Below are 6,354 nucleotides of genomic sequence, written 5' to 3'. Positions count from 1 at the left end.
CCGTAAGCCGACGCAGAGCACACATGGGACTTGTTCGCACCTTCCTTAGGTAACCAAATTCACTATGCCGCTACAGAAATCTATTCGTATCATTCTTATAATAACTGAAAGAAGTAGACTCCATCTGATACTTTTTTGAAAATATCAAATTGTGCGTGTTCTTGGAATGCTTCTATATTCATACTCTCACCAAAAACCAAACCGTTTATTCCTAACATCACAGAGTTCCCCCATTGAATGCGGACTGTATTATATTTGGTGTCGTTAAACACATCAGTAACGCCAATTTCAGCCATGTCTACAAGTATCTCATTTAGATTCTCTTGTGATAACGTTACATTTGGCTGAGTCATGGATAATACTTGGCTCCATTTTTCAATTTTATTCTCGGCAGCTTTTTGGGTATATGTCATCATAAAACCACCGTCCGGACTTTTCCCAAAAGTTTTGGTAATAGGATTAATGACAACTCCATTTAAAACAATTGTTTCTTCAGAAAGGTAAGAGATTTCTTTTATATTATATTGGTTGATTTTGATAATTAATGCCTCTGCATTAATTATCATGTCGGCTTTAGTAATTACATCTTCATTGTAGTTAGGACTACAAGCCACTAAAATAGAGAGTATTGGTAAAATGAAAGCTTTATTTAATTTCATTGTAAGTTACCTAGGTGTATTAATATGGAATTATTTTGTATGTACAGTTTTTGTTCAGGTGGTAATGACCACCAAGACCATTTGGGAATTACCATAATTCACATTGTTACTTTCGCGCCACCGGGTATTCCAGGATTGATCTGATCCGGTAATAATGGACACTTAGCTAAGCACTATTTTTTAATTCAAATTTTTCTGGGCTCAAATACCCAAGAGCACTATGCCGTCTGGTCCGATTGTAATCAACCTCAATATACTCAAATACCGCTTGTCTCATTTGCTCACGTGCCATGAGCGGCTCGTCTTGCAACGCGTCAACTTTTAATGCGTGGAAGAAGTTTTCCACGCAAGCGTTATCCCGGCAATTCCCTTTACGGCTCATGCTTTGTACTAACTGATGTTTCTGAAGCAAAGCACGGTTATCGTTTGCGCAGTATTGGCTTCCTCGGTGGTCGCTATGGACAATCACGTCAGTAGGGAAACCTCAGCGGAATAACGCCATCTTCAATGCGTCACAAGCATGTGCTGATGTCACTCTGCTTGCCATCGACCACCCCATTTCAGGTTGGCCGCATTAGCAGTAAAGTTCTGCTTCCCTAGACGTAGTCTAAGGGGCTTTTAACTCCCTCAGGTAGCGGTAAATGGTGTGCACCGAAATATCCAGCCGCTTGGCGGCCACCTGGGCGCTATCCTTGAGTTCAAAAATGCCGGCATCGAACAGACGGGTCACGATTTCACGGTTTTTTTTCGATGACGGGATCTGTTGACAATGGCGTACTTCCTGGTTGACCTTGTCTATGGTGCTGTGCAGCGTTTCCTCAATATTGACGGCGAATACTTCTGACGTACCGCAGTGTTCTGTGAGCGGGGATTGTTGCGGCAGCATGGAGCGCAACACAGACATCAAAGGCGCATCCATATCTGTGTTGATACATAAAAGGCCTATGGCCATCTGTTTTTCGTTGCGGATAACCGTGGTGATGGATTTCAGAGTTTTGCCATTACCGCTTTGGCTCAGATAAGTCTCGGAGATATCCTGGCCGCGCTTGAGTTTTTCCAATGCCAGATTGGTAATAGGTGCACCGACACTGCGGCCGGTAATATGGCCGTTGGCTATTTTGATGATTGAAGGGTGGTCTCGGTCCAGGCTGTGTAAAACCACTTCTGTGTGTTGCCCATACATGGTGGCGATACCGTCGACCACATTTTTGATGGCGTTGAGTATCTCCATGTCTTTGGGAGTTAACTTGTGAAGTTTCACCGCTATCCTTGTGTGAAAGCCCGGTTATTGCCGGGCACTGGAGCTTAGGCAGACATGATACTGATAATGGTATTGTCGGTCGACACCATGCCATCACAGATCATCTGCCCCAGATTCTTGATTGTTTGTTCGACATCGGCGGCGACTATGCCTTGCGTCGATACGGCATGTTGGTTGAGCGCCATCAAAAATGCCCGTACAGCCGCGCTGGACGAGGTACTGACCTTCATGGCACAGGAAGCTTTGGCGCCGTCACAGACCATGCCAGTGCTGTCGCTGATGACATTCTGAATGGCGTAACAGCTTTGTTCAAAACTGCCCCCGGCAAGATACACCATGGCCATGGCCGCTGCGGCACTGGTCACCGTATTGCCGCAAAAAGCCGACAGTGGCGGGTAGTGGCACTTAATGTAAATGGCGCCGAGGTGGCTCATGATAAGTGCCCGGGCCAGCTGCTCTTCACTGCAGCTGAACTTCTTGGCGGTGACCACTACCGGTACAGTGGCGGCTATGCCCTGATTGCCACTGCCAAAATTGCTCATGGCCGGTAGGGTAGCGCCCCCCATGCGCGCATCCGAGGCCGCCGCCGTGTACATGACTATCGAGTTGAGCAGGTCGTCACTCAGCAAGCCGATATCGATATTTTTCTTCAGCGTTCGGCCCACTTCCAGACCATAGGCCGAATTCAAGCCTTCGTCGGACAAGCGGGAGTTAAGATCGGACGCCGCCAGAATAAATCTTATTCGGTTAACATCTACCCCGGTGGCAAACTCATAGATTGCGGCAATGCTGATATCGACGCCGTTGCATACCGAAGCAGTACTGCCTTGGGCTGACGCTTCGGCCCGATACAATTGTTGGCCGTCGAGCCATTTCTCGGTAATTCGGGTATGGCTGCCACTGATAACGATTTTAACCTGGTGTTTGTCGTTGGCAGCGGTTACCGCGCAATAAATAAACTCGTCTGCTTGAATACGGGATATCTTGACCATGCCGGCATCAATAAGCGCCTGGGCTTCGGCTACTTGCGCCGGGTTGATATTTGCCAGCACTTCAAGACCGGCATTGGCATCGCCCCCAAGGGCTCCAGCAGCTGCGGCAATGGCCAGGCCTATCTTGCCGGTTCCGGGGACAAATACGCCCATGGCGTTTTTGTAGAGGTTATCCGAAACCTGAACTTCCAGGCTCAAAGGCTTGGTACCCAGCGTTTCAGTGGCGACAGCGGCGGCATAGGCAGCGGCAACAGGCTCGGTGCAGCCCAGCGCAGGGCGTACAACTTGATTGAGGATAGCTATATATTGTTGCCACTGTGGTTTCATGACTGGATTCCGGCGAGTCTGAGTTGGGGATAGGCAAGGGCTTGGCTTGCGGTCATTGTATCAATATTGCCCATAATCCCTTGAGACAACTTGCAACTATTTTTGAATGCGTTTCGGCTTAACGGTGCAATTATTTGCATACCAAGGCTGTTGTGCAAATCTATTTTGCCGTTAATGAGGCGGCAATTGTTGCTAGTGTGACCCACATCTTGTAATTGATGGCGTTTTTCATTTAATCCTTTGATATCAACAAAATTGCAAAAAAGAATGGCTGCCCAGATAAAGAGGTGCAACTTTTTTTGCAAAAAATAACAAGCAGTATCCAATAATATTTAGGGTCGTTATATGAAAACTGACACTTTGGCACCAGAGTGGGGCGCGGTCATTACTCGGAATGATACGCAGGCATGGAAGGAGGCGACCCGGTTTGACAGTACTGATTGGGGTTGGATCATCATGTCGATCGGCATGGCCATAGGTGCAGGTATCGTCTTTTTACCTGTGCAGGTGGGTTTAATGGGACTGTGGGTGTTTCTCTTGTCTGCCCTTGTCGGTTATCCGGCCATGTATATGTTTCAAAGACTGTTTATCAATACCTTGGCCGAGTCCCGTGAGTGTCGGGATTACCCCAGCGTGATTGGTGATTATCTGGGGAAAAACTGGGGCATATTTCTCGGTGCCCTCTATTTTGTCATGTTGGTGATCTGGGTGTTTGTCTACTCGACGGCGATCACCAATGACAGTGCATCTTTCCTGCAAAGCTTTGGAGCCACCAAGAGTCTGTTGTCTGAAAACCCCTTCTATGGTCTGGGGCTTATTTGTCTTCTGGTTGCACTGGCTTCCCGCGGCGAAAGCCTGCTGTTCAAGATTTCGACCCTTATGGTGCTCACCAAGCTTGGGGTGGTCGCACTGCTTGGGCTGATGATGGTCGACAAGTGGGATATCAATAATATCGGCGCTGTGCCCACTAGCACAGATTGGATCCGCGATGCGGTAGTAATGCTGCCATTTACCTTGACTTCGATCCTGTTTATTCAAAGCCTCAGTCCCATGGTGATCTCTTACCGTGCCAGGGAGAAATCTATCGAGGTGGCGCGCTTCAAAGCGATGCGGGCGATGAACATAGCTTTCGGGATCCTGTTTGTTACTGTGTTCTTTTATGCTGTGTCCTTTACGCTGGCGCTGGGGCATGATCAGGCGGTAAAAGCCGAGCAGGAAAATATTTCCGCCCTGGCGATAGTGGCGCAGGGGATGCCCGGCCAAACGCTGAAGCTCTTGAGTCTGACACTGAATATCTTTGCGGTGATGACGGCCTATTTCGGGGTCTATTTGGGTTTTCGGGAAGCGTGTCAGGGGATCACCATGAACCTATTGCAGCGGGTTATGCCCAAGGAGAAGATCAACACCAAGCTGGTGGGCTACGGCATCATGGTATTTACCATATTGCTATCCTGGAGTGCCATTGTGTTGAACGCCCCAGTGCTGAGCTTCACCTCTATCTGTAGTCCAATATTCGGCTTGGTTGGCTGTTTGATCCCGGCCTATCTGGTTTATCGGGTGCCGGCGCTACACAAATACAAGGGCGTTGGCCTGTACGTGATTATCGCTACAGGGATCCTACTGTGTATCTCACCCTTCCTGGCATTCAGTTGATTGACTTGAAGTTTGGATGTTAAAGAATCGAGTGAAGAACGCCCCGCAATGCGGGGCGTTGTCAATGGCGCGATAGCAAATTGACGCCGAGGGGTTAGGCCAAAACTTATGTGAAGAGCTCAGGCCTTGTCCTGCTGCTGCAGAAAGTCGTGAAACTCTTCTTCATAGAGATGAAACAGCACTAGGGTAACGGCAAAGATGATAGGGCCGTAGATCAGGCCGATAAGCCCGAAGAGCTGCAGTCCTCCCAGCAAAGAGAAGAAGATCAGTAAGGTACTCATGCCGGCAGAGCCTTGCATCAGAATCGGCCTCAGGAAGTTATCGATAGAACCAACCACCAATATCCCCCAGGCACAGAGGAACAGGCCCCAGCCCCAATCGCCGGTCAAGGCCAGATAAAGCGCGGCCGGTACCCAGATAAGTGCGGTACCCACCACAGGGATAAAAGAGGCGAACGCCATCATGCAGCCGAGGAATAATCCGGGCAGGCCGACTATGGCCATGGCGATACCTCCGGCAAAACCTTGGGCCAGGGCGGTGAGGAAGGAGCCGAGTACTGCCGACTTAGCCACTTTTTCCACCTCATCGAGAATTTTATCCTCCTGGCTGCGGGACAGGGGGATAACGTGTCTGAGGCTGGTAATTATCTGTTCGTTATCCCTGAGGAAGAAAAACAGCACGAACAGCATCAGGGAGAAATTGACAAAGAAGCCGGTGATATTGCCAAGCAGTGCCGTGCTCAGGCCGACCAGTCGAGTACTGAGCTCCGTAAGTGCTGCGGTAGCTTTTTGCAATATTTCCTGCGGATCTATGCTATCGAACGGCAACCATTTATTGGTTAGCGCCAGCGACGATTGTACCCAGGGATGCTCCAGCAACTCTTTGGCGCCACCATGAGTCAGCCATTGATAAGCCTGAGTGGCAGAGCTGACCCCTTGCTCAATCACGGAAATCAGCATAAACAGCAGCGGGATAAGTATGATTACCGTCAGCAAAACACAGGAAAGCAGCGCGCTCAGATTGGGGTGATTGGGGAGTTTCGCTTCGATGCGCTTGTGCACGGGTAAAAACAGTAAGGAAACGATAAATCCCAGCAGAATCGCGCCCAGATAGGGAGCGACCAATAGATAACAGGCATAAGCCGCAATGGCCAAAGCGGCGAGGATTAACCAATGGCGGGGTTCGACCCGAAAACGTACGGACACGGGAATTCCTTGTTAATTCAAAAAGTATGTTGAGTTTGCCATCTGTGTGGCGGGGCCACATGCTTGGGCCTGGATTCGAGATGGCGGCAGTTATTAAACCACGGAGCGGCAGTGCAAGAGAAGAACTGCTTGGGCCATATACTCGCTTAAATAGTCAAGCGTCAGTGGTATGCCACTCCTGAAAGCCACCTGTTGTGATACAGGTGGCTTTTTCAGTAGCAATAGAATTAGAACTTGTAGTTTACCCCCACGGTGAA

Annotated in this window: 6 protein-coding genes and 1 pseudogene; 1 reads left to right on the top strand and 6 read right to left on the bottom strand. The window is 49.1% G+C overall.

The window, feature by feature from the left end; genetic code table 11:
- Positions 1-95 precede the first annotated feature (95 nt).
- The 5 genes and pseudogenes from RC73_RS19200 to RC73_RS19180 form a co-directional block, all read right to left on the bottom strand.
- The gene (locus RC73_RS19200; protein WP_039036135.1) at positions 96-659 is read right to left on the bottom strand and encodes a hypothetical protein; all 564 of its coding nucleotides are present in this window, start codon (positions 657-659) and stop codon (positions 96-98) included.
- A 166-nt stretch (positions 660-825) separates the two neighbouring features.
- Positions 826-1,218: pseudogene (locus tag RC73_RS19195) on the bottom strand (IS3 family transposase); the annotation flags it as partial.
- 48 nt (positions 1,219-1,266) lie between these two features.
- On the bottom strand, positions 1,267-1,920 hold the full coding sequence (locus RC73_RS19190) for a helix-turn-helix transcriptional regulator (protein WP_039036134.1): 654 nt from the start codon (positions 1,918-1,920) through the stop codon (positions 1,267-1,269).
- Positions 1,921-1,964: 44 nt separating this feature from the next.
- Positions 1,965-3,239, bottom strand: a complete 1,275-nt coding sequence (locus tag RC73_RS19185; RefSeq protein WP_039036133.1) for an L-cysteine desulfidase family protein — start codon at positions 3,237-3,239, stop codon at positions 1,965-1,967.
- Entirely contained in the window at positions 3,236-3,544 is a 309-nt protein-coding gene (locus RC73_RS19180; protein ID WP_160289593.1) for a hypothetical protein, read from the bottom strand. The genes RC73_RS19185 and RC73_RS19180 overlap by 4 nt, the downstream gene beginning before the upstream one ends.
- Positions 3,545-3,584: 40 nt before the next feature.
- Between RC73_RS19180 and RC73_RS19175 the strand changes: the two genes are divergently transcribed.
- Positions 3,585-4,892, top strand: a complete 1,308-nt coding sequence (locus RC73_RS19175) for an amino acid permease (protein WP_233962337.1) — start codon at positions 3,585-3,587, stop codon at positions 4,890-4,892.
- Between the two features lie 119 nt (positions 4,893-5,011).
- On the opposite strand, the gene RC73_RS19170 is transcribed toward RC73_RS19175, so the two are convergent.
- Positions 5,012-6,097 (bottom strand): AI-2E family transporter, encoded by a 1,086-nt coding sequence (locus tag RC73_RS19170; protein ID WP_039036131.1) that lies wholly within the window; start codon positions 6,095-6,097, stop codon positions 5,012-5,014.
- Positions 6,098-6,354: the final 257 nt, after the last annotated feature.

The organism is Shewanella sp. ECSMB14102 (assembly GCF_000813075.1).
GTDB lineage: Bacteria > Pseudomonadota > Gammaproteobacteria > Enterobacterales > Shewanellaceae > Shewanella > Shewanella indica.
This window is presented reverse-complemented; position numbering and strand designations above follow the sequence as displayed.

Bases quoted from the DNA above. Each gene is read 5' to 3' on its own strand.
- RC73_RS19200 (WP_039036135.1), bottom strand. From the start codon at position 659: ATGAAATTAAATAAAGCTTTCATTTTACCAATACTCTCTATTTTAGTG.
- RC73_RS19185 (WP_039036133.1), bottom strand. From the start codon at position 3,239: ATGAAACCACAGTGGCAACAATATATAGCTATCCTCAATCAAGTTGTA.
- RC73_RS19175 (WP_233962337.1), top strand. From the start codon at position 3,585: ATGAAAACTGACACTTTGGCACCAGAGTGGGGCGCGGTCATTACTCGG.